Here is a 19,901-nt window from a genome sequence, read left to right on the forward strand (position 1 = left end):
TTTCTCCCGAATACTCACAACTCAAATTAAAATTTTTCTCTGTCCAATTGTCCGCGCATGCAGTATAATAAAAATATTACGGCGCGAAAAACGCGCGTTTCGGAGGAAAACCATGCAGAAAATGCTCTCTTATGTCCGCCGTGCGGTGGATCAATACCATATGATAGAAGAAGGCGACGTCATTGCGGTCGGCGTGTCCGGCGGCAAGGACTCTCTGGCGCTGCTGTCTGCGCTCGCAGGGCTGCGCCGCTTCTACCCCAAGAAATTTGAGGTCAAGGCCATCACCCTGGAGATGGGCTATGACGAGATGGATTTCACGCCGGTTGCGGCGCTGTGCCAAAAGCTGGGTGTGGAATTTATCACGGAGCAGACCGACATCAAGACCGTCGTGTTTGACATCCGCAAGGAGGAAAACCCGTGCTCGCTGTGCGCGAACATGCGCCGCGGCGCGCTCAACAGCACCGCCAAGGCACACGGCTGCAACAAGGTCGCGCTCGGCCATCATTTTGACGATGTCGTGGAGACCGTGCTCATGTCGCTGCTGTACGAGGGCAGATTCAGCTGCTTTTTGCCGGTGACCTATTTGGATCGCGCCGGTGTGACGGTCATCCGCCCGATGGTATACACGCCGGAGTCCTACATCCGCTCGCTCGCCAAGCGACTGGAGCTGCCAATTGTGCACAATCCCTGTCCGGTGGACGGCAGCACCAAGCGCGAGGAAATCAAGCAGCTGCTGCGCTCGCTGGAGCACACCAATCCCGGCGTGCGGCAGCGCATTTTCGGCGCCATCCAGCGCTATCCGCTCAGGGGCTGGGCGCCGGACAAAACCGTCAGACGAAAAAAAAGCGAATAACAAAAACAAGGCTTCCTGTCCGTCAACCGGACAAGAAGCCTTTTGCTTTGTGTTTACTTTGCCGAGCGGCTGTACACACGGGAGCGCTTTACGTGTCTGCCCGTCAGCTTTTCCGCCTTGATACTCTTGCGCGCAGTGCGTTTCAGACGCGCCGGACGCTTCATCAGACGCACGCCTTCATAGCGGGTCGGATGATAGGTGTACACCTTGGTGTTTGCGTGAATGCCGCAGTTCGCCAGCTGTGCCAAAATTGCATCGGACAGTGCCGCGGTATCTTCCCGCTGTGCCAGCGAAATTTTCATGACGCCCTGATACGAGCTGATGAGAATGCCAAACGGCTGATATCCGCACGGCAAAATGGCACCGTAATCTTCAACATACGCCTGCATGCTCTCCGGAATGTCAAATCTGCCGATGTTGGTCAGAATAAAGCTGTCGCGGTACACATAATTGCGCGCCATGTCGCGCATCATGGTTTCCTTCTCGTCAATGCTCATCTCGGCGTGATGGCCTTCCGATACACGGGTGCTGCCCGCCTTGCCCCAATATGCGGCGTGGCGCGGTGCGCGCTGGGTGTCAAACATCGCACGCACCTTCTGACATGCCTCCGCAAACGGCAGAGAAAACCAGTCATATTCAAACGGCAAATCCAGCAGCGAAACAAAGAAATGCGTGGTGTCGGACGGAACAATCTGACGCAAATCCATCGGAATCTCTGCGACAACCGGTGTGCCTGCATCCTGCTCGGTATAATAGGTGTGATACAGTGCGAACGAAATCGCCGTGTACAGCAGACTGATCGGTGATGCGCCGTGTGCATGCGTCCAGTTTCTCAATTCGCTGTACGGGAATGTGATTTCCGTCATGCGCTCATTGCCTTCTCTGTCAGCAACCGGCGCATGGAACGACTTCTCGACGGTGTAATGTCCTTCCTCCGACGGATTTGCCTGATCCAGCTTGGCATAGCCGTCCTCACATTCGCTGAGCTGAAATTCCGTCTCGTGGGTGCGGATGCTGCCGTCGTTACAGACCGGCTTGCCGCACAGCGTCAGGTATTCAAACAGCACGGCACGGATGAACTGGTCAAAGCCGTGTCCGTCACACAGGGAGTGCTGATACTCCATATAAATGGTCTTGTCCTTCCAGCCCAGCGTGAACAGATAGCCGTTGTTGTCCTTCGAGCCGATGTAATACGGAGAGACGTCCGAGAACGGCAGAACGACCGGCGGCAGCGGGTTGAAATAATAGCGGTATGCATCGTCATCGCGCGACAGGCCGACGCGCATCTGCGGGAAACGCTCCAAGGCGCGCTGTGCTGCCTGCTGCAGCAGCTCCGGATTGACCGGCTCCGTCATGCGGATGATATGGCGCGGCGCACATGCCAGCTCTCGATGGGTTGCATACATAAAAACCGGACCGTAGCTGTCCGCCTGTAAAATCTTCTTGGAAAAATGCTTCATTGTATTCATAGGAAAACCTCCTGATTTCCATCACGGTGGTGTTGCTCTTTTCTTTATGTTTCCAGTATACGGTTCGTTCGTGAGAGAAACAAGGGCAGATATTTCCGAAAATTTCCCGCTGCGCTGCGCCGGTTATAAGCATTTTAACCAACACTTATTATATCATTGTCTAAAATAACACAAATATCATCGAAAATACTCGATAGTTTACATTTTGCCAGCAATGTGCACAACAACGCGCGCCGCCCGCTTTTTCCAAATGCAAAAAAGCCAGCCGCAAGCATGCTTGCGGCCGGCTGATACGACATATTTCCTTTTAGTTGCTTCCGCCTGTCGGCAAATACGGAATGATCTTTTTTGCCAGCTCGGAGCTGGTCATGGTCTGGAGCCAGACACGGCCGGGGCCGCGCAGCGTGGACAGGAACAAGCCCTCTCCGCCGAACAGAATGTTCTTAAATCCCTTGACCATCTCGGCGGAATACTGCACCGACGTCTCAAACGCGGCAATGTTGCCGGTATCCACGCGAAGCAGCTCGCCCGGCGCGAGGTCTATGGTCTCCACACTGCCGTCAATCTCACAGAACACCGAGCCGCTACCGGAGTATTTTTGCAGAATAAAGCCTTCTCCGCCAAACAAACCGCCCTTGACGCCGCGGTTAAAATACGTGGACAGCTGCACGCCGTGCTCCGCGCACAGAAACGCGCCCTTCTGCGCGATAATTTCATAATTCGGCTGAATGTCGAATTTCAAAATCTTGCCCGGCATGGCTGCCGCAAAGGTCACCTCATCGACATCGCGGGTCGCGGTAAACGTCGCCATAAACAGCGATTCACCGGAAAACATTCTGCCGAATGCCTTGCCGAAGCCGCCCTTTAGATTGGACTCCATCTGTACGCCTTCGGTCATCCAGCTCATGCCGCCGGACTGCGTATAGATACTCTCGCCGCGCGACAAACGAATGGTCACTGCCGGCATCATATCGCCAAAAATCCTATACTGCATACCTTCCTCCTTTTGTTCGGGGGTGTGTGTCTCTCTACAGTACAGTATACCACAGTTTTACCGCAGTGTATATTGTGTTCCGTTGACGGTCAGGGATACTGCATTTTTCAGCTGGATGCCGTCACGCAGCGTAAAATAATGCGTGTAGCAGTCGAAATTCTGCGCATCCTGTTCGCCGTACAGCTCTGTGAGCTTGAGCTGCGTTTCGCTGCCGTCTGCGAACGTGACGGTGACCTTCGGCGTGCCGTACACATATTCCTTCCAATCGGTATCCCACTGCGCGGACGGCTCCAAGTAATCCGGAAGCGTATATCGGAAAGAAATCCGATTGGTATTCACGCGCATTTCGTCCAGCGTGCCTTTTTTGCCGGAGGCGCTGGTGAGCGGCGTCTGGGTCTGCGCGGTCTTATCCGTCAGAACCGTGACCGGCACGGTTTCATACACGCCGCCGCCCTGCACGAACAGCTTGATGTTCTGCGCGCCCTTGCAGTCCACGCTGCACGCAAGCACGGCCTGTTTGCTGTTCTCGTCATATGCCAAAACACAGATACCGCAGTCGCCGGTGCTCGCCGTAATCATCAAATCCTCTGCCGCCTGCTCGCTGGCAATCGGCTTCACAGTGATGCGCACATCTGCCGTGGTTCCGTCGGACACGGCATCCAAAATCCGGATGGCAGGCATGTGCTTGGCAGCTTTCATTTGCTGCACAGCGGCGCTGCCCTGCGCGCTGGGCGCGGATGTCTCATTCTGGCAGGATGCGTAGCTCGCACCGGTGCACACAGCTGCTGCGGCAGCAGCGCATAAAATCAGGCGGTACGCGGCGTTTTTTCGGCTATTTTTCATATCTTTCCAGCTCCTTCCAATTACTGCGTCCAATGATACGTTCTTCTATTGTGTATAATTGTAACATATAATTATATCGCTGTAAAGATATGTCTTGCGACAGTTTTATCCGTGCAGGGTGTAATCGGTTCCGTTGACGGTCAGCGTTTCCGCGTTTTCCAAGTCGATGGCATCCGCCAGCTCGAAGTAATGCGTATACGTTTTCATGACCTCCGGTTCCAAATCGCCGTGCAGCTCCTGCAGCTCCAGCTTGCTTGTGCTGCCGTCTGCGAATGTCACCGTGACGTCCGGTGTGCCATGAACATATTCCTTCCAATCGACGTCCCATTCGTTTTGTGCTTCCAGATAGCCCGGCAGCGTGTACTGGAACGTGATGGTGCTGGTATTCAGACGAATTTCATTGAGGGTGCCCTTTTTGCCGGTGGCGCTGGTGAGCGGCGTATCCGTCTGCACGCTCTTGTCCGCCAATACCGTGACCGGCACGGTCGCATACACGCCGTCACCCTGTACCAAAATCTTCATCTTTTCCGATGCGTTCATATCCACACTGCATTCAAACAGTGCCTGTTTGTTCTGCTCGTCATATTTCAACACGCTGGCGGTGCAGTCGCCGGTGCTGGTGGTAATATACAGATCTTCTGCGGCTTTTTTGCTTTCCACCGGAGACATAGTAAAGAAAATTGTCGCAGACTCTTCTCCGGAGGTCACATCAATAATCTGGAAGGTGTATCCGCTCTGCTGAATCGGTGTGTGATTTTGTTTGTCATACGTCAGTTCCTGACTGGTGGTCTGCTGTATGCTCTCGGAAGCCGAGCCGCTCGGCTGCGCCGATGCGCAGGCAACGCAAAAACAAGCGGCTGTAGCCGCCAATGCATAGACAGCTATTTTTTGAATCCAACGTTTCATTTTGTACAATCCTTTCATGAATTTTTTTCCATCCACCATAATAAAACAGCACCTATTGAATGTCAAAGGTTTCCGAAAATCTTTACAAACCTTTATCACAGACAACAGATGCTGTTTGCTATTGTACACCGATTTTGTGAATGTTCCTCACTCTGTGTCCGGTTGATATTCTAAAATATCGCCGGGCTGACAATCCAATGCGCGGCAAATCGCATTGAGCGTTGAAAACCGCACCGCACTGACCTTACCGGTCTTTAATTTCGACAGATTAACGTTGGTCACGCCGACACGCGCAGAAAGCTCATTGAGCGTCATTTTTCGATCTGCCATCACGCGGTCAAGCCGCAAAATAATTGCCATAGTCCCAATACTTCCTTATACTGTCTCATCCGATTCCTTCTGCAATATCGTACCATATTCAAAGATATAAGACAAGCTGAGAACAACGCCGCCGATCAACCATTGGTCAATCTGAATCAAGCTGCCTGTTCCGCCCTCTCCGATGCCGCACAGCATCAAAACCAGCGGGCACATTTGCCGAATGACGCTAATAACCGGAATCAAAATGCCTATGCGCCGCAAAGCCTGACAATTTTTCAGGACAAAAGGCGTCTGTTCCTGTGCAATGCTGCGGAAAATGCTGCGCACCTGATACAAAATGCCGCAAAACAGCACTTTGGCAATCCATGCCGTAAAAAATCCAATCAAATACGCCAGCTTGGCCTGTTGTGCGGCATCCGCACGCAAGCTGCTGCGGGAAAAGTCAATTTCCAGCATATTTCTGAAAAATCCCTGTCCAATCGCGCCGTTTTGCGTCTGTGTCACGTGCAAAGAAAATTGATCTGCCCCCTGCGTCAGCATCCAAATACCGACACCGAGCAGCGCCAGCACATACGCACCGTACAGCCAAAACGCCGCCCGCGTAACCAAACCAATATCCTCACACCGAGCCTGTACAGATCTCTTCGCCTGTTCACTCATTCCGCTCACATCCTTTCTGTACTTGCAGTATAGCACAGAATTTCATCTTTTTCATTATATTTTTATCGTTTATCATTAATTTTTTAAATGTCTTGCATTCTCTACCATCTTCTTGTATACTTATTGTCGGGTACACCATACACGGTAGGCGGCGCGTCTTCTCCGATCTTTTAGGGAGGGAAGCGATTTTTCTTACCCTCTCTGTGATGAAGGGAGGGGATGCTATGTATGTAACACTTTCAGATTTACTCCAGCTGATTTCGACATTTGCGACATCCGGGATGTTTCTTCTGGCATTACTTACATATTTAAGCAAAAGAAAATAACCGCCCAAGCGCTAACATGAGACGGTTATTTTTCTTATAAACGATTTCTGAGGGCGCACCGTCTATCGGTGTACCTCTTTTTCTTTATGATAATCATAGCATGTTCTTATTTTTTTGTCAACACGTACAAAAAACCCTGCAGCAAATTGCCGCAGGGCTCTTTTATAGGTTCGATTATTCCGAAATCAAATTGGTCATGCTGTCCAAGCTGATGCCCAGGGTGGACAGATTGTGCAGCATGGCGGACGTTGCCGGCTGGAGCACACCTGCGACACCGAGCAGAATCAAGCCGAGATTAAAGCCGATGATAAAGCGATAATTGCGGTCAATGCGCTGCATCAGGGCATCACTGATTTTCTTCAGTGTAACCAGCGTATACAAATCATCCGCAGAAATCGTAATATCTGCGATTTCCCGCGCAATGGCTGCGCCGTCGCTAATGGCAATGCCTGCGTCTGACTCGGACAGTGCCGGAGAATCGTTGACGCCGTCACCAACCATGATGACTGTGCGGCCTGCCTCATGTTCTGCCTTGACAAATTCCGCCTTGTGCTCCGGCAGAACCTCTGCATAATATGTATCAATGCCCAGCTTCGCGGCAACAGCGTTGGCTGTCTTGCTGTTGTCACCGGTCATCATGACAACATTTTGAATGCCCAATGCATGCAGCTGGTCAATGACATCTGCTGCTTCCTCGCGCAGCGGATCTTCTACACAGATAACCGCAGCCAATTCACCGGAAATTGCCAGATACAGCGGAGAATATTCCTCCGGAATGCTGTCAAACAGCGCCTTGTCCTCCTCGCGCAGTGTGCATTTCTCATCCTCAAAGATGAAATGATAGCTGCCGATGAGTACGCGCTGCTTGTCTACCATGCTGGAAATGCCATGTGCGACGACATATTCAATTTCAGAATGGCATTCCTCATGCTTCAAATCGCGCTTGGCTGCTTCCTGTACCACTGCCTTTGCCATCGAGTGCGGATAATGCTCCTCCAGACAAGCTGCCAGACGCAGCATTTCATTTTCATTGTTTCCGCCGAACGGGATAATCTTTGCAACCTTCGGAGAGGCATGCGTCAGCGTACCCGTCTTGTCCAGCACAATGGTATCCGCTGCGGAAACCGCTTCCAGAAAACGGCCGCCCTTGACAGAAATATGATGGGTGCTGCTCTCACGCATAGCGGACAATACCGAAAGCGGCATCGCCAGCTTGAGTGCACACGAGAAATCGACCATGAGCACAGACAGCGCACGGGTTGCATTGCCAGTCAGCATATACACCAGTGCGGTGCCGCCCAGACTGTACGGAACCAGCTTGTCTGCCAGATGAGAAGCCTTGTCCTCCGACATCGACTTGAGCTTTTCCGATTCCTCAATCATCTTGACAATGCGGTCATACCGTCCGCTGCCGGAATTTTTATCGACACGAACCACGCACGTGCCTTCTTCGACAACCGTGCCCGCATAGACATAGGTACCGGCATCCTTGCGCACCGGCAGAGATTCGCCGGTAATCGACGCCTGATTGACGGTCATTTCACCGGAAACAACCTTGCCGTCCAGCGGAATCATATTGCTGGTGCGAACGACAATTTCATCGCCGACCTGTACTTCATTGACCGGTGTGAGCACTTCCTGTCCGTCCACCAAGCACCATACCTTGTCGACATGCAGCGACATGGTGCGCGCCAAATCATCCACAGATTTTTTGTGTGTCCATTCCTCCAGCGTCTCACCGATGCCAAGCAGGAACATGACAGACGAAGCAGTGTCAAAGTCACCGCGCAGCATGGATACCGTAATTGCCGTTGCATCGAGTACAGAAACCTCCAGCTTGCCCTGTGCCAGAGACGAAATGCCGTGACGGATGTATTTTACCGATTTTATCAGGGCAATGGCGGCGCGCATCGGCGCCGGAACGACGGTTTTGCACAAAATACGGCGCAAAACAGAAGCGGCAATCTTGTCCTCATATTCGCGGCTCAGTGCACGGCCGGTATGATCCGGCACGACATCCAATGCCTTTGCTTTGGCATAGGAAAATGCGCCCAGTGCTGCAATCACTTCGCAGCGCGCACAGGTATAGCGAACAATGACATCACATGTGCGGTCAAACACCTGTACATCCTTGATGCCGTCCTGCTTTCTAAAATAATACTCCAACAAATCCGCCTGTTCCAGTGTCATATGCTTTTGCTGCACACGCACACGGATTCTTCCGGCAGATTCATGCAGAATTTTTGCCTTCATAATAAAAGGGAAACCTCCTTTAGAAACAGCAACAGTGCCTGCACGCAGGCAGGCACTGCACAAATATTCCGTATGATACTAGCTTATGCCTCTTCAGCCGGAGCTTCTGCCTTTTCCTCTGCCGGAGCATCTTCAATGTACTCGTCAGCAGCTGCGCGCTCCTCATTGATGATTTTTGCATCGGTTACGATGTCATCGCAGTTTTCACGCACCTTGGTGACAGTTTTCATCACACAGCTCTGTGCACGCATAGCGGCAGCGGCGGTCTGTGTGTAAACCTTCTTTGCGTCCTTGCTGCTCAGGATTTTGATGCCTGCCGTACCGAACAGCACGCCGCCGGTAAAAATACCAACCTTATCCCAGTTAATTTCGTTAAATGCCTTTGCAGCCTTAGTAATAATTCCCATGATAACAACCTCCTAAAAAGTTCAAGCCTTTTCGATGCCTGAAAGCACGGTAATAACAAAACAAATAACCGTCAAACCCGCAAAAAACTTATGGATTTTCATTTTTGCATCACCTCGTTATGTTACCTTCATTATAGCAGGCTGTTTTTGCGTGCGCTACTCTTTTTCGGCTTTTTTTGAACATTTTTTTACGAAAACTTATACCAAATATTTTCACCGTTTTTACACAAAAGAATTACGGCGCGCTAACGGTGGGCGGCACAATCTTTCTTTTGTGTGATTTATTTTGCAAATTTGCGGGCAAATGTGCGCTTTTCATCAGGTTTTACATCACATAGCGACGGAATCCGCGTTTTGCCCAAATTCTGCACGCGCTGTCTTGCGCCATATATTTGCATATTGTTAACTGCGAACCTGCACGGCGCCGCCGCATCTGACAGCCCGTTCGGACGCACATGCTCCAATCGGACAGGACGCATCAGGCTGACTCTTGCGCAGACCTGCCCGCGTGCTACTCCTTCCGTCACGGCTTACGCCGTGCCACCTTCCTCAGGGAGGAAGGCTTTGGTTTTACGCGCAAACCAAACTTGTCTCTCCCTTTGGGAGAGATGTCGCGCAGCGACAGAGAGGGCTTTCTGCTCTCTCCGCGCAAAAAAAGACCCGCGGGATAAACCCACGGGTCTTGCATCTTCGAGATAGAAAGTAAAAACTTACTTCAGCTCTACAGAAGCGCCAGCCTCTTCCAGCTGCTTCTTGATCTCTTCTGCGTCTTCCTTAGAAGCGCCTTCCTTCAGGGTAGACGGCAGCTCGTCAACCTTAGCCTTAGCTTCCTTCAGGCCCAGGCCGGTAACGGCACGTACAACCTTGATTACGTTGATCTTCTTGTCGCCAGCAGCGGTCAGAACAACGTCGAACTCAGTCTTTTCAGCAGCAGCAGCTTCGCCAGCGCCTGCAGCAGCACCTGCTACAGCAACCGGAGTAGCGGATACGCCGAACTCTTCTTCCAGAGCCTTAACCAGCTCAGCCAGTTCCAGAACCTTCAGTTCCTTGACAGCATCAATAATTTCATTGACAGTCATGGTAGTAACCTCCATAATTTCAAAAGTTAAATGTGTGGATGGGGAATTTCTTCCCTGTTTTCAGCAGCAAATTTTATTCAGCTGCTTCTTCAGCCGGAGCCTCTTCTGCAGCGCCAACCAGAGTGGAAACCAGTGCTTCCTGGTCTGCCTCACCCTTCTCAGCGATTGCATTAAGCGCAATAGCCAGCTGCATAATCGGGTAGTTGAAGCTGTAGAGGGTCTGTGCGATGAGCACTTCCTTGCTCGGCAGCTTAGCCAGCTCTTCGATCTTGGATACCGGTACAACAGCACCATCGAGGAAACCGGTCTTGATGTTGAAGTTTTCGTGATCCTTTGCGAAATTAGCGAGGATCTTTGCCGGAGCTACAACGTCTTCGGATGCAATTGCAAGAGCGGTGGTGCCATGCAGATGCTCGAACATACCGTCGAAGCCAACTTCCTGAGCGGCAAACTTCAGCATGGTGTTCTTGACAACAGCGTACTCAACGCCGTTCTCACGCAGCTCCTTACGGAGAGCGGTATCGTCAGCTACGTTGATACCCTTATAATCAACAACAACACCAGCCGGGGAATTCTTGATCTTTTCAACCAGAGAAGCAACCTGTGCCTTCTTCTGTTCCAGAACCTTTGCGTTTGGCATAGTCTGTTTCACCTCCATAAAAGTGATTGGGACATAGAAAATGCCCTTCTGCTCAAAGACAGAAGGGCATGAAAAATCATTTGGAAAATTTCACAAATGCTTGCCTCGGCAGGATGGCGAGAGCCGGTTACGATGGATGTCCATCTCCTGCTGTCTTTGAACGAGCTATTATAGTATAACAGCCCGTTTCATTCCTGTCAAGGGCTTTTTTGAAAAAAGTTTCGAAAAATTTGAAACTTAGTCGTTGCTCAGCTTAGCAGCGTTGATCTTGATGCCAGGGCCCATGGTAGATGCAACTACACAGGAGCGAACGTACTGACCCTTTGCTGCTGCCGGACGAGCCTTCAGGATAGCGCCCATCAGCGTCTTGAAGTTCTCTGCCAGCTTCTCAGCACCGAAGGATGCCTTGCCGATCGGGCAGTGGATGATGTTGGTCTTGTCCAGACGGTACTCGATCTTACCAGCCTTCGCTTCGTTTACAGCCTTAGCAACGTCCATGGTTACGGTGCCAGCCTTCGGGTTCGGCATCAAGCCCTTCGGGCCGAGTACACGACCCAGACGGCCTACCAGACCCATCATGTCCGGGCTAGCGATAACTACGTCGTAGTCGAAGAAGTTTTCCTTCTGGATGCGCTGAACCAGATCCTCAGCGCCTACGAATTCTGCGCCAGCGTCGAGAGCTGCCTGTGCCTTATCGCCCTTAGCGAAAACAAGTACGCGAACATTCTTACCGGTGCCGTTCGGCAGTACGATAGCGCCGCGAACCTGCTGGTCAGCATGACGGGAGTCAACGCCCAGCTTTACGTGAACTTCGACGGTTTCGTCGAACTTTGCCTTTGCAGTCTTTACGACAGTGTCAAAAGCCTCATCAGTGTCATAGAGCTTGCTGCGATCTACGATCTTAGTGCTCTCAATATACTTCTTACCTTTGCGCACGATAAATTTCCTCCTTTAGTGGTTAATTCGGAACGACTGTTCCTCCCACCAGACGGCGCGGGCCGCCGTCAGCAAATGAAAATTAAAATAACTCAGGTCGCGAGAAATTACTCAGCGACAGTGATGCCCATGGAACGGGCGGTGCCTGCGATCATGCTCATAGCAGCCTCTACAGAAGCAGCATTCAGGTCAGGCATCTTGGTCTCTGCAATCTTGCGGACGTCGTCAATGCTGATCGTTGCAACCTTGGTCTTGTTCGGAACCGCAGAACCGCTCTGGATGTTGCATGCCTTCTTGATGAGGACAGCTGCCGGAGGGGTCTTGGTGATGAAGGAGAACGAACGGTCAGCGTATACCGTGATAACGACCGGAATAATCATACCTGCGTCATTCTTGGTGCGCTCGTTGAATTCCTTGGTGAAAGCCATAATGTTGACACCGTGCTGGCCGAGTGCCGGACCTACCGGAGGAGCCGGTGTTGCCTTGCCTGCCGGAATCTGAAGCTTAATAAATCCTACTACTTTCTGTGCCATTTGTATAGCACCTCCTTGAAAAATGTGGTAATGGCGAGTCGCTTGGCAATGTGCTTACGCAATCGCTGCGCTCTCCCACCTGCCAAAAAACGAGGAATTACTCCTCATCAACGGCTTTGACCTGATTGAGTTCCAGCTCAACCGGGGTCTCACGTCCGAACACGGGGATGGTAATGCGAACCCTGTTCTGTCCTGCTTCGATTTCATCGACAACGCCGACAAAGTCGATAAACGGACCGCCGCAGACGCGTACCGAGTCGCCGACCTTGTAACCGATCTGAACCTCTTCCACCTCGCGGGACACTGCGCCCCACTTGCGCGCTTCCTCGTCAGTCAGAGGCTGCGGCTTGTTGGAGTTCGGGCTCACGAAGCCGGTGCAGCCGCGCGTGTTGCGCACGAGATACCAGCTCTCGTCGGTCACGATCATCTTTACCAGCACGTAACCCGGGAACAGCTTGCGCTCCACCTCGCGGGTCTTGCCGTCCTTTACTTCGCGGACGGTCTCGACCGGAATGGTTACTTCGGTAATCAGGTCATGCATTTTGCGGTTTTCAACCGCCTTCATAATAGATGAGGCTACTTTATTCTCGTAGCCGGAGTAGGTATGAACGACATACCATTTTGGTGTCTCAGACATTTGTTTTCAAACCTTTCCGCTTACGCAGCCACAGAGATCAGCGTTGTGATTCCAAGATTAAAGATTGCATCCAGAATCCAGATAAACACACCGATGACCAAAATGGTAGCTATAACGATGAGCGTATTGTTCGCAGTCTGCTTACGAGTCGGCCACACGATCTTCTTGCATTCGCTCTTCAGATCATGGAACCACTTGCCAATTCTGGAAAAGAAGCCCGGCTTCTTCTCCTTACCGGAGTTCTTCTTTTCAGAAGTGTTCTGGTCTTTTTTAGCCATGAAGCCGTATCCTTTCTCCAGCCTTACTTGGTCTCACGATGGAGTGTGTGCTTCCGGCAGAACGGGCAGTACTTCTTCATCTCAAGACGCTCCGGGTTGTTCTTCTTGTTCTTCATCTTGTCGTAGTTTCTCTGCTTGCAATCGGTGCAAGCCAGGGTTACCTTAACGCGCATAACGGCACCTCCTTAAATAATTGCCTCCCTTTGCAGGGCTGCTTTCCCAAAAGAGAGCATAAAAAAATACCCTGCATAGGTGTTGTTATTATAACACGCAGGGTATCTTTCGTCAATGCTGATTTGACAATTTATTTTCCACAAATTTTGATAGATGTTGTTGTCGAGAACACAGCACTGTGCCGACTTTTTCCGGCTTTAGCGGTTGACAATCTGGAAGAACCAGCTGTACGCGACGAGCACGGCGAAGATGGTGTAGCAAACCATGGTCATCGTGCGGCCTTTCTGCTGGCTGCGGGAGGTCCAGATGCCCAGTATGCTGCCGACAAATGCAATCGGATAGCCGACAAACGCGCCGATCTGCCCGCAGAACTGTCCGACCAGAATGCCGACCAGCATAACCGCCACGGAGATCAGGCCAAGATACGTCATCTTTTTGTTTTTCTTAACTTCCTGCTCTGCCTCCTGAATTTCCGCCTTTGTCGGCGCCTTCGGGGGCGCCTTGCGCTGCGGCGCGCGCTTCTTTCCGTTTTTTCTCTTGGATTTCGATTCTGCCATGTGTATATCTCCTTGTGTTAGTAGTAAGAATTTGGCTCTGCAAATGCCAGACCTGTTTGCGTGCTTGCCCTCTCAGTCATTTGCTTCGCAAATGCCAGCTCTCCCAAAGGGAGAGCCGAGAAGGCGGAGCGAATTTTTTTCCTCTTACGCGCATTCTCACCCGTTTCCCATAATGAGCAGCACGAACTGCATCGCGCACAGCATGCAGAACACGCACAGCACGATTTTGGTAATCTTATGATTGGTGGTGTCCCACTGGGTGTTGACCATGGACGCCGCCGCGCCGATAAACGCGAGCGGATAGCCGATGAGCGCTGTGATGCGATTGTCAATGAGCGCGAGCACAAAGCCCACGATCATGATGCCCAGACAGGCAAACCGGATTTTTTTCTCTTTATCCCAATTTCGCATGCGCGGAACTGTGTTTTTTGTCGTCTGCGCCGCATGAGATTTGTTGTTTTTCTTGCGTCCTTTTTTGCGGTTGTTTTTGGACTGTGCCATATCATCAACCCCTTTTCCAATTTTCTGCTTCCTATATTATAGCAATCAAACAGCAAAAGTGCAATGTCATTTGCATCGGAATCCGCGGTATGCTACAATACGAACAAGATACAAACCAAAAAAACAGAAAGGAAAACATGGCATATGAAAATTATGGGTATTGATTACGGCGATGCACGCACAGGTGTCTCGATTTCTGATCCGACCGGATTTTTGGCAGGCTCCCCGCAGGTCATTTCCACTTGGAATACCGAAAAGCTGCTGGATGATTTGACAGCACTGGTTCAAAAAGAAAAAATTGAAGAAATTGTCATGGGTCTGCCGAAAAATATGAACGCCACACAGGGCGAGCGCGCGGAAAAATGCAAGGCACTTGGCGCCGAGCTGGAAGCGCGCACCGGTGTTCCTGTCATCTATTGGGACGAACGCCGCACGACCATTGAAGCCCATGCGATTTTGCACGCCTCCGGCAAAAAGCAGAAAAAGCACAAGAAAAATGTGGATGCCGTCGCAGCTTCCCTGATTTTGCAGGGCTATCTGGACTTTAAGCGCATGCAGAAGTGAGAATTGGCTCTTCCACACAAACCAAACTTGTCTCTCCCTTTGGGAGGGATGTCGCGCAGCGACAGAGAGGGCTGATGCCAGCTGACATAGCTTCTCAAATTTGTCCTAATACGAACCTGTTAGCGTGCTGCCCTCTCAGTCATTTGCTTCGCAAATGCCAGCTCTCCCAAGGGGAGAGCCGAGAAGTCGGAGCGAATTTTTCGCCCTTACGCGCAATCCAAACTTGTCTCTCCCTTTGGGAGAGATGTCGCGCAGCGACAGAGAGGGCTAATGCCAGCTGACATAGCTTGGTGCTAGAATATAAATAGTACAAGCTAAAACGAGAAATCCCAAACACGCATAAGCATGATACAATTTCTTGCACGCTTGTGGATAACAAAAAAAGACTGCCCCATGCGGCGCAGCCGCAAAAGACAGTCTTAGGTAAATAAGAAATCCCTAGCAGTAGCCGCTGCTAGGGGTTTTGTTCTGTGTTTCCACATGGCATACTTAACACCTTTTTTCCTATCTGTAATATAGCACATCGGTTTTTCTCCGTCAAGCTATGAAAAAACAGAAAAGTATGAAGAAACTTTGAACTTTTCCCGTTTTTCCGATTTTTTCCTTGCAAGCGGCGCGGCATCGTCGTATACTGTTCATTGCGACTTTTTTGAAGGGAGCTTTTTTTATGACGTTTTATCAGGAATTACAACTCAATCAGGCGGGTTCCAAGAAGGTAATCCGCGAGAGCGAAACCACACAGGAAAAATGGCGGCATATTTTGATTTATCTGCTCAAAATCGCTATCACCGTCGGCTTTTGCTTTGTATTTGTGACGCTGTACAGTTTGATTTTCGGCGCAGGAAACAGCATTGTCGGTGTCGTTGTGTTGCTGCATCTGCTGGTATTTAAAAATGCAGATCTTCGCATAGATGCCAAGCAATCTGCCGGACTGCTTGCCTTGTTTTTCGGTATTATGACAGTCGCTCCGCATCTTGCCAATCTTGCCAATCCATTTGTCGGTCTGCTTATTCATGCCGCAGCTATTTCGATTTTGATTTTGTTCGGCTGTCATGAGCCGCGCATGTTCAATCAATCTACCTTGGTACTGAGTTATCTGCTGCTGTACGGCTATGATGTCTCCGGCACAGAATATCTCTCTCGTCTTGCCGGTATGGCAGTCGGTGCCCTGCTGGTTTGTGCTGTCTTTTATAAAAATCATCGGCATCAGACCTATGACCTGCGCGCACAGGATATTTTACCGGCATTCACGCTGACACATATGCGTTCCAAATGGCAGCTGTGTCAAATTCTGTGTGTGCCGCTGGTACTTTTTCTTTCCGAGCTGTTTGGTCTGCCGCGCGCCATGTGGGCAGGTATTGCCGCCATGTCCGCCATTCTGCCGGTGATGGATGACATGCACGCCCGTGTGCGCGGACGCATTCTCGGCAACATCGCCGGTGTGCTGTGCTTTTTTGTTCTGTACACCTATTTGCCGTCTGCGATTTACGCATACATCGGTGTCATTGGCGGCATCGGCGTCGGTTTCTCCGCAAAATACGGCTGGCAGGCAGTCTTTAACACCTTCGGTGCCCTTGCGATTGCATCCCAGTTATATGGTGTGCCCGCCGCCATGGGTCTGCGCGTCTTTCAAAACGTGTTCGGCGTGCTGTTCGCCTTGGGCTTCTGCTTGATTTTCCATTGGGTGATGCAGCGCGGGGAAAAGACGCAAGTCACCGCTTCATAATATACAGGCTTTCCGGAGCACGCAGTCCCGCAGGTATTGTTCGGGCTGCGTGCTCTGTTTGTTTGCTGTTTTGAAAATACAAAAAACCGCCCGTTTCTTTCGAAACAGACGGTTTCACATGGAGCTAATGGTCGGATTTGAACCGACGACCTGCTCATTACGAGTCGTTATCTATCCGTTTTATATCTTCTTTTTGTTGCAATATCATGTCATTTCTTTCTGTTTTTTCTATCTAAACACGAAATATCTTAAATGTCGTTTTATTTTGTCCCTTATCTTTTCACATCTTTAAGGGACAAATAAGGGACAAGCTGCACAGCACAAAACCGCGTACTCTATCGCTTCTTGTGCATCTGCAACTTTTTCAGTCTGTAAACGTGTCAGAGCTGCTTCTATACAGCTTTTTATTTCGTCATTTTTCGTCATTCGGTTCAAATATAACCGGAGCTTTCGCTCAAAAATGAGCAGAAGCCCTTTGAAAACTACCGACACCGTTGTCGCAAGTTTTTGATGCTTCGGAAAATCTACTTGTAATAAGGGTGTCGCGCTTCACGACAGCCCTTACAGCTGAATAACATTTCGTTACTGAGTTCACCGGACCGCGCAAAGCTGCCATTTTGGCAGTATTGGCGGCTCAGAGCCAACAGAGTTATCCAAAGCACTGCCCCGAATTAGGGTGGTGGTTTTTCTCAGGCTTCCTTCACGCTTCAAAGGACCGAACGAAACGTTCACCCAGGTATCACTCGCAACTTTTCCGCCCGCTATGCCCGCTCTCCCGCCTGTATATGGTGTTTTCGTGTCAACATTTGTCAACATCTTGTGTTTATGAGGGGGCACTCCCTTTTTTCTCTGTGTGTAAATCGGCGCTGGATGGCGTAGGGTCGCCGGACGGGGGCACGGGGGGGATACTCCCCCATACAAAAAAGAGCAGTCCATGTGAGGGCTGCCCTTTTGCTTTTAATAGTTTTGATACACTTGTCCGCGATTTCCTGCGTCAATAACCGTGATGACAAGCCGATTATTGTCAATGGTGTAAATAACGCGATACGTTCCCACACGAAGCCGGAACAACCCGTCATTGCCTTGCAGCTGCTTCACATCCCCTTCGGGAAGTTTGCTGATTGCCCGTAACAAGCGCTCCTGTTGTGGTCTTGGCTGCTTGCGGATGAACTTTTGTGCTCGCTTCTCGATAACAATCTGATAGCTCGTAATGAAATTCCCAACTCATCCGCCAGTGATTGCAGCGGGATTGTATCATGCTTTTCTGGGTTTGTGTCGTTCAGGTATTCATGGTATAGCTGCTCACAGAATGCATCATCTGCTGTTTCATCCGCCAAAAGTCCCTGCAAATACGCCAAAACATAGCCCAATTTGTACTCTGGAACATCGTTTAACAGCTGCATACATTTGTCCTTGTTGCTCATGGTACATGCTCCCTTCTATGGTCTCTGCTGTATATTTTCATCTCTGGCGGGCGCATCGTCCCGCCGGATGGTTAAATCTTCGTTCCGTCTTTAAAAGCAAACGAAAACGGCACAAATTCAGCGTCAAGAGCGGCTGCAATAACTCTAAGTTCTGGCTCTGTAAATGTTTCTCGTTTCAGTTTTTGATTAAAATTTGACGGTGTCATTTCTATTCTTCTGGCTAATTCTGCCTGACTGATTCCAGCATAGGCGGCAGCGGCTTTTATTCTTTGTTCCATTCCCATTTAATAGAACCTCCTAATATCTCGTATTATACAGCAATGCCTTAACCATAGCAAGCGAATAAGAAAATTTATTAAGCATATGATACACTAAACACTTGACGTTATTAAGCAAACGCTGTATACTGTAATCACCAACAGAAAAGAGGTGAACACAAATGGCTGAAAACCGCGTGAATCCGCAAAACTTCTATGTGGTGCAGGGCTGGATGGTCTCGGGGCTGGGCTTGAAGGGAAACGAACTCGCCGTATACGCCATTATTTACGGCTTTTCCCAAGCAGAACAGCAATATTACACAGGTTCAGCACAGTATCTTGCAGACTGGATAAAGAGCACAAAGAAAACCGCACTGGCAGCTCTTAAGTCTCTTGTAGAAAAGGGATGCATCGAAAAACGGGAACGCTTGGAGAATGGCGTGAAATTTTGTGACTACCGGTGTAAAAATTACACCACCCTAGAGAAAAATTTACACCACCCTAGGGAAAAAATTACACCGCCCCTAGGGAAAAAATTACACCACCCCAGTGTAAAAATTTCACCCCATAATATAGCAGATAAGATAGAAGATAATATAGCTGATACAGATACAGAAAAAGCCCCTGTTCTGTCTGCTGCCAAGCATCTTGGCTATATCTTCTGTGAAGTCTTTGGTGCAGAGAGCATAAGCAAGCGGCTGTTAACCAGCATGGACGAGACCTTGCAGGCGGGCGTAACAGAGAAGCGGATAGAATCCATGATACGCAGTGCCAAGAACAAGCATCCGCGAGAGCCGGAATCTTACATAGCTGCCGGACTCAAGAAGCTGCGAGAGACAGCACCACAAGAACAGCCTGTCAGCTTCAAGCCGGAAGAGAAGCCGCTTGAGCCTTGGGAACAAGATTGGCTCAGGGAATTTCAATCCATGCAGAAGCAGCAAACCAGTTGACGGGACAAGAGCAAGAAAAACTTTGACAGGTTTTTTTAACACAATACATTATGCAGGAGGATTTTTTTATGAAGTACACCATGACAGCAAAGAACGAGCGGGACAACTACACCCGCCAGACCAAAACCAACACCGCTATGCTGGAAGCACGAGAGCGCATCAATTTCATGCTGGACAGCATCAGCACGCCGGATGAACTGCTTGGAATCGAAACAGGCATTGAAGAACTGTTCGAGGATTACGGCTATTCCTTCCGGTTTGAAAACGAGCAAGGGCATGAGGTGAACGCATGAACGACAAAGAACGGTATATCATGCTGGGCTTGAACGACATTGCTTCATCGCTAAGCGAGTACATCAAATTCGCCATGTTTTCCGCCAAAACGGCATTGGAAGAACTGGAAAGCCCCAGAGCAGACCATACCCGTATCAAGACCGCCTTAGAAATCGTGTTGGATTATCTGAGACTTGCCACAGACAGAAACAACGAATTGCCGGGATGGCTTGATGATATGCGCAAAGAGCTGACCAAAAACGAATAGCCGCCAAGCACCCGCCGGAGTTCCTTCTTGGCGGGTGTTCTTCTACCGTTCCGGCGGGGCGTTCTGGGGCGT

Annotated in this window: 26 protein-coding genes and 1 other annotated feature; of the genes, 6 read left to right on the plus strand and 20 right to left on the minus strand. The window is 50.2% G+C overall.

All coding sequences use genetic code 11. The features are described 5' to 3' along the window. The first annotated feature begins 112 nt into the window (after window positions 1-112). Window positions 113-853, plus strand: a complete 741-nt coding sequence (locus KQI75_RS03900) for a tRNA 2-thiocytidine biosynthesis TtcA family protein (protein ID WP_216469430.1) — start codon at window positions 113-115, stop codon at window positions 851-853. Between the two features lie 53 nt (window positions 854-906). Here the strand turns inward: KQI75_RS03900 and KQI75_RS03905 are convergent, their stop codons facing one another. The 17 genes from KQI75_RS03905 to KQI75_RS03985 form a co-directional block, all read right to left on the minus strand. Continuing rightward, entirely contained in the window at window positions 907-2,322 is a 1,416-nt protein-coding gene (locus KQI75_RS03905; protein WP_216469431.1) for a hypothetical protein, read from the minus strand. Between the two features lie 307 nt (window positions 2,323-2,629). Beyond that, on the minus strand, window positions 2,630-3,316 hold the full coding sequence (locus KQI75_RS03910) for a TIGR00266 family protein (RefSeq protein ID WP_216469432.1): 687 nt from the start codon (window positions 3,314-3,316) through the stop codon (window positions 2,630-2,632). A gap of 57 nt (window positions 3,317-3,373) precedes the next feature. Continuing rightward, window positions 3,374-4,159, minus strand: a complete 786-nt coding sequence (locus tag KQI75_RS03915) for a hypothetical protein (protein ID WP_216469433.1) — start codon at window positions 4,157-4,159, stop codon at window positions 3,374-3,376. A gap of 105 nt (window positions 4,160-4,264) precedes the next feature. Then, complete coding sequence (locus KQI75_RS03920; protein ID WP_216469434.1) at window positions 4,265-5,065, minus strand: hypothetical protein; 801 nt, start codon at window positions 5,063-5,065, stop codon at window positions 4,265-4,267. A 147-nt stretch (window positions 5,066-5,212) separates the two neighbouring features. Continuing rightward, the gene (locus KQI75_RS03925; RefSeq protein ID WP_216469435.1) at window positions 5,213-5,425 is read right to left on the minus strand and encodes a helix-turn-helix domain-containing protein; all 213 of its coding nucleotides are present in this window, start codon (window positions 5,423-5,425) and stop codon (window positions 5,213-5,215) included. 15 nt (window positions 5,426-5,440) lie between these two features. Then, window positions 5,441-6,046, minus strand: a complete 606-nt coding sequence (locus tag KQI75_RS03930; RefSeq protein ID WP_216469436.1) for a DUF2975 domain-containing protein — start codon at window positions 6,044-6,046, stop codon at window positions 5,441-5,443. A gap of 500 nt (window positions 6,047-6,546) precedes the next feature. Beyond that, window positions 6,547-8,625, minus strand: a complete 2,079-nt coding sequence (locus KQI75_RS03935; protein WP_216469437.1) for a heavy metal translocating P-type ATPase — start codon at window positions 8,623-8,625, stop codon at window positions 6,547-6,549. 83 nt (window positions 8,626-8,708) lie between these two features. Further along, window positions 8,709-9,032 (minus strand): DUF6110 family protein, encoded by a 324-nt coding sequence (locus KQI75_RS03940; protein WP_216469438.1) that lies wholly within the window; start codon window positions 9,030-9,032, stop codon window positions 8,709-8,711. 710 nt (window positions 9,033-9,742) lie between these two features. Next, a complete protein-coding gene (rplL, locus tag KQI75_RS03945; protein WP_216469439.1) occupies window positions 9,743-10,111 on the minus strand; it encodes a 50S ribosomal protein L7/L12 in 369 nt (122 codons plus the stop codon). Between the two features lie 73 nt (window positions 10,112-10,184). Continuing rightward, entirely contained in the window at window positions 10,185-10,751 is a 567-nt protein-coding gene (gene rplJ, locus KQI75_RS03950) for a 50S ribosomal protein L10 (RefSeq protein ID WP_216469440.1), read from the minus strand. 27 nt (window positions 10,752-10,778) lie between these two features. Then, window positions 10,779-10,929 (minus strand) — a sequence feature (ribosomal protein L10 leader region). A 59-nt stretch (window positions 10,930-10,988) separates the two neighbouring features. Further along, a complete protein-coding gene (gene rplA / locus KQI75_RS03955) occupies window positions 10,989-11,687 on the minus strand; it encodes a 50S ribosomal protein L1 (protein WP_330655485.1) in 699 nt (232 codons plus the stop codon). Window positions 11,688-11,794: 107 nt separating this feature from the next. After that, complete coding sequence (gene rplK / locus KQI75_RS03960; RefSeq protein WP_216469441.1) at window positions 11,795-12,220, minus strand: 50S ribosomal protein L11; 426 nt, start codon at window positions 12,218-12,220, stop codon at window positions 11,795-11,797. Window positions 12,221-12,317: 97 nt separating this feature from the next. Then, window positions 12,318-12,857 carry a transcription termination/antitermination protein NusG gene (gene nusG / locus KQI75_RS03965; protein ID WP_216469442.1) on the minus strand — a complete coding sequence of 180 codons (540 nt, stop codon included), beginning with the start codon at window positions 12,855-12,857 and terminating at the stop codon, window positions 12,318-12,320. 20 nt (window positions 12,858-12,877) lie between these two features. Then, a complete protein-coding gene (gene secE, locus KQI75_RS03970) occupies window positions 12,878-13,135 on the minus strand; it encodes a preprotein translocase subunit SecE (RefSeq protein ID WP_216469443.1) in 258 nt (85 codons plus the stop codon). 23 nt (window positions 13,136-13,158) lie between these two features. Then, on the minus strand, window positions 13,159-13,308 hold the full coding sequence (gene rpmG, locus KQI75_RS03975; RefSeq protein ID WP_216469444.1) for a 50S ribosomal protein L33: 150 nt from the start codon (window positions 13,306-13,308) through the stop codon (window positions 13,159-13,161). Window positions 13,309-13,506: 198 nt separating this feature from the next. Continuing rightward, window positions 13,507-13,866, minus strand: a complete 360-nt coding sequence (locus KQI75_RS03980) for a hypothetical protein (protein ID WP_216469445.1) — start codon at window positions 13,864-13,866, stop codon at window positions 13,507-13,509. A gap of 156 nt (window positions 13,867-14,022) precedes the next feature. After that, on the minus strand, window positions 14,023-14,367 hold the full coding sequence (locus KQI75_RS03985) for a hypothetical protein (RefSeq protein ID WP_216469446.1): 345 nt from the start codon (window positions 14,365-14,367) through the stop codon (window positions 14,023-14,025). Between the two features lie 144 nt (window positions 14,368-14,511). Here KQI75_RS03985 and ruvX point away from each other — a divergent pair, with 144 nt between their 5' ends. After that, window positions 14,512-14,931, plus strand: a complete 420-nt coding sequence (gene ruvX / locus KQI75_RS03990; RefSeq protein WP_216469447.1) for a Holliday junction resolvase RuvX — start codon at window positions 14,512-14,514, stop codon at window positions 14,929-14,931. Window positions 14,932-15,598: 667 nt separating this feature from the next. After that, a complete protein-coding gene (locus tag KQI75_RS03995; RefSeq protein ID WP_216469448.1) occupies window positions 15,599-16,657 on the plus strand; it encodes an FUSC family protein in 1,059 nt (352 codons plus the stop codon). 957 nt (window positions 16,658-17,614) lie between these two features. On the opposite strand, the gene KQI75_RS04000 is transcribed toward KQI75_RS03995, so the two are convergent. The 3 genes from KQI75_RS04000 to KQI75_RS04010 form a co-directional block, all read right to left on the minus strand. Continuing rightward, window positions 17,615-17,791 carry a type II toxin-antitoxin system RelE family toxin gene (locus KQI75_RS04000; RefSeq protein ID WP_330655486.1) on the minus strand — a complete coding sequence of 59 codons (177 nt, stop codon included), beginning with the start codon at window positions 17,789-17,791 and terminating at the stop codon, window positions 17,615-17,617. After that, a complete protein-coding gene (locus KQI75_RS04005) occupies window positions 17,752-18,081 on the minus strand; it encodes a hypothetical protein (protein ID WP_216469449.1) in 330 nt (109 codons plus the stop codon). The genes KQI75_RS04000 and KQI75_RS04005 overlap by 40 nt, the downstream gene beginning before the upstream one ends. Window positions 18,082-18,152: 71 nt before the next feature. After that, the gene (locus KQI75_RS04010; protein WP_216469450.1) at window positions 18,153-18,365 is read right to left on the minus strand and encodes a helix-turn-helix transcriptional regulator; all 213 of its coding nucleotides are present in this window, start codon (window positions 18,363-18,365) and stop codon (window positions 18,153-18,155) included. A gap of 155 nt (window positions 18,366-18,520) precedes the next feature. Here KQI75_RS04010 and KQI75_RS04015 point away from each other — a divergent pair, with 155 nt between their 5' ends. The 3 genes from KQI75_RS04015 to KQI75_RS04025 all read left to right on the plus strand — a co-directional run bounded on the left by KQI75_RS04015 (window position 18,521) and on the right by KQI75_RS04025 (window position 19,829). Further along, window positions 18,521-19,288: a helix-turn-helix domain-containing protein gene (locus KQI75_RS04015; RefSeq protein WP_216469451.1), complete on the plus strand. Its 768-nt coding sequence runs from the start codon at window positions 18,521-18,523 to the stop codon at window positions 19,286-19,288. A gap of 68 nt (window positions 19,289-19,356) precedes the next feature. After that, entirely contained in the window at window positions 19,357-19,581 is a 225-nt protein-coding gene (locus tag KQI75_RS04020; protein ID WP_216469452.1) for a hypothetical protein, read from the plus strand. Further along, window positions 19,578-19,829 carry a hypothetical protein gene (locus KQI75_RS04025; RefSeq protein WP_216469453.1) on the plus strand — a complete coding sequence of 84 codons (252 nt, stop codon included), beginning with the start codon at window positions 19,578-19,580 and terminating at the stop codon, window positions 19,827-19,829. Before KQI75_RS04020 ends, KQI75_RS04025 begins: the two co-directional genes overlap by 4 nt. Window positions 19,830-19,901 lie beyond the last annotated feature (72 nt).

Source organism: Butyricicoccus intestinisimiae (assembly GCF_018918345.1).
GTDB lineage: Bacteria > Bacillota > Clostridia > Oscillospirales > Butyricicoccaceae > Butyricicoccus_A > Butyricicoccus_A intestinisimiae.

Bases quoted from the DNA above. Each gene is read 5' to 3' on its own strand.
- KQI75_RS03900 (WP_216469430.1), top strand. From the start codon at position 113: ATGCAGAAAATGCTCTCTTATGTCCGCCGTGCGGTGGATCAATACCAT.
- KQI75_RS03905 (WP_216469431.1), bottom strand. From the start codon at position 2,322: ATGAATACAATGAAGCATTTTTCCAAGAAGATTTTACAGGCGGACAGC.
- KQI75_RS03910 (WP_216469432.1), bottom strand. From the start codon at position 3,316: ATGCAGTATAGGATTTTTGGCGATATGATGCCGGCAGTGACCATTCGT.
- KQI75_RS03915 (WP_216469433.1), bottom strand. From the start codon at position 4,159: ATGAAAAATAGCCGAAAAAACGCCGCGTACCGCCTGATTTTATGCGCT.
- KQI75_RS03920 (WP_216469434.1), bottom strand. From the start codon at position 5,065: ATGAAACGTTGGATTCAAAAAATAGCTGTCTATGCATTGGCGGCTACA.
- KQI75_RS03925 (WP_216469435.1), bottom strand. From the start codon at position 5,425: ATGGCAATTATTTTGCGGCTTGACCGCGTGATGGCAGATCGAAAAATG.
- KQI75_RS03930 (WP_216469436.1), bottom strand. From the start codon at position 6,046: ATGAGTGAACAGGCGAAGAGATCTGTACAGGCTCGGTGTGAGGATATT.
- KQI75_RS03935 (WP_216469437.1), bottom strand. From the start codon at position 8,625: ATGAAGGCAAAAATTCTGCATGAATCTGCCGGAAGAATCCGTGTGCGT.
- KQI75_RS03940 (WP_216469438.1), bottom strand. From the start codon at position 9,032: ATGGGAATTATTACTAAGGCTGCAAAGGCATTTAACGAAATTAACTGG.
- rplL (WP_216469439.1), bottom strand. From the start codon at position 10,111: ATGACTGTCAATGAAATTATTGATGCTGTCAAGGAACTGAAGGTTCTG.
- rplJ (WP_216469440.1), bottom strand. From the start codon at position 10,751: ATGCCAAACGCAAAGGTTCTGGAACAGAAGAAGGCACAGGTTGCTTCT.
- rplK (WP_216469441.1), bottom strand. From the start codon at position 12,220: ATGGCACAGAAAGTAGTAGGATTTATTAAGCTTCAGATTCCGGCAGGC.
- nusG (WP_216469442.1), bottom strand. From the start codon at position 12,857: ATGTCTGAGACACCAAAATGGTATGTCGTTCATACCTACTCCGGCTAC.
- secE (WP_216469443.1), bottom strand. From the start codon at position 13,135: ATGGCTAAAAAAGACCAGAACACTTCTGAAAAGAAGAACTCCGGTAAG.
- rpmG (WP_216469444.1), bottom strand. From the start codon at position 13,308: ATGCGCGTTAAGGTAACCCTGGCTTGCACCGATTGCAAGCAGAGAAAC.
- KQI75_RS03980 (WP_216469445.1), bottom strand. From the start codon at position 13,866: ATGGCAGAATCGAAATCCAAGAGAAAAAACGGAAAGAAGCGCGCGCCG.
- KQI75_RS03985 (WP_216469446.1), bottom strand. From the start codon at position 14,367: ATGGCACAGTCCAAAAACAACCGCAAAAAAGGACGCAAGAAAAACAAC.
- ruvX (WP_216469447.1), top strand. From the start codon at position 14,512: ATGAAAATTATGGGTATTGATTACGGCGATGCACGCACAGGTGTCTCG.
- KQI75_RS03995 (WP_216469448.1), top strand. From the start codon at position 15,599: ATGACGTTTTATCAGGAATTACAACTCAATCAGGCGGGTTCCAAGAAG.
- KQI75_RS04005 (WP_216469449.1), bottom strand. From the start codon at position 18,081: ATGAGCAACAAGGACAAATGTATGCAGCTGTTAAACGATGTTCCAGAG.
- KQI75_RS04010 (WP_216469450.1), bottom strand. From the start codon at position 18,365: ATGGGAATGGAACAAAGAATAAAAGCCGCTGCCGCCTATGCTGGAATC.
- KQI75_RS04015 (WP_216469451.1), top strand. From the start codon at position 18,521: ATGGCTGAAAACCGCGTGAATCCGCAAAACTTCTATGTGGTGCAGGGC.
- KQI75_RS04020 (WP_216469452.1), top strand. From the start codon at position 19,357: ATGAAGTACACCATGACAGCAAAGAACGAGCGGGACAACTACACCCGC.
- KQI75_RS04025 (WP_216469453.1), top strand. From the start codon at position 19,578: ATGAACGACAAAGAACGGTATATCATGCTGGGCTTGAACGACATTGCT.